Below are 1,238 nucleotides of genomic sequence, written 5' to 3'. Positions count from 1 at the left end.
GGCCGCAGCGAGCCGGGCGGGGTGCCGCACCGGGCGGTGGCCGACTTCGCCGAGCGTTACGCCGAGCGGGGCCGGTGCCCCGCCGACGACCGACTAGGAGCCCTGTGATGCCGCAGCAGGACCGTACCTACCCGCAGCAGGACCGCACGTCCCCCCGGCCGTCCGACACCCGAACGCCGGGCGTCCACCCCACCGACGCCCACCCCACCGACGCTCGCCCCACCGACGCCTACCCCACCGACGCTCGCCCCACCGGCTCCTGGACGTCCGGCGAGCCGGCCTCGACGCGGGACCGGGCCCACGCCGCGCTGGTCGAGGCGCGGGAGCGCACCCTGGCTCTCACCGACTGCCTCGACGAGGCGGAACTCATGGCGCAGCACTCGCCGCTGATGTCGCCGCTCGCGTGGGACCTGGCGCACGTCGGCAACCAGGAGGAGATCTGGCTGCTCCGGGGCGCGGGCGGCCGTCCGCCGCTGCGGCCGGACCTGGACGCCGTCTACGACGCCGTCCGCACCCCGCGGGCCGACCGGCCCGGGCTGCCGATGCTCCGCCCCGACGAAGCCCGCGCCTTTCTCCGCGAGGTGCGGGAGCGGGCGCTGGACGTGCTCGCCGGGGTGCCGCTGGAGGGGCCGCCGCTGTGCGCGGGCGGCTTCGTCTTCGGCATGGTCGCGCAGCACGAGCAGCAGCACGACGAGACGATGCTCGCCACCCACCAGCTCCGCCGCGGGCCGGCGGTGCTGGCGGACCCGCCGCCGCCCGCCGCCGATCCGGTGGCGCTGCCGCGTGAGGTGCTGGTGCCGGGCGGCCCGTTCACCATGGGCGCCACCGACGACCCGTGGGCGCTGGACAACGAGCGCCCCGCGCACCGGGTGGAGGTGCCCGCCTTCTGGCTGGACGCGGCGCCGGTGACGTGTCGCAGCTACCTGGAGTTCGTCGACGACGGCGGCTACCGGGACCCGCGCTGGTGGCACCCGGACGGTTGGGCGCAGGTGCGGCGCACCGGCATGACCGCCCCGCTCTTCTGGCGCCGGGAGGGCGACAGCTGGTCGCGGCGCAGGTTCGGCCGGGTGGAGGCCGTGCCGCCGGACGAGCCGGTGCTGCACGTCTCCTGGTACGAGGCCGACGCCTACGCGCGCTGGGCGGGCCGGCGGCTGCCGACCGAGGCGGAGTGGGAGAAGGCCGCCCGGCACGACCCGGAGACCGGGCGCGACCTCCGCCATCCGTGGGGTGACGCGGAC

At 77.3% G+C, this 1,238-nt stretch carries 1 protein-coding gene; it reads left to right on the top strand.

All coding sequences use genetic code 11. The features are described from left to right. Window positions 1-107 precede the first annotated feature (107 nt). Window positions 108-1,238, top strand: a 1,131-nt coding sequence (locus ACYVE9_RS27425; protein WP_461030588.1) for an SUMF1/EgtB/PvdO family nonheme iron enzyme, incomplete at its 3' end; no start/stop codon positions are given.

The organism is Streptomyces sparsus, from assembly GCF_054776295.1.
The sequence above is the reverse complement of the archived record's forward strand: the minus strand, read 5'-3'. Positions and strand labels throughout refer to the sequence as shown.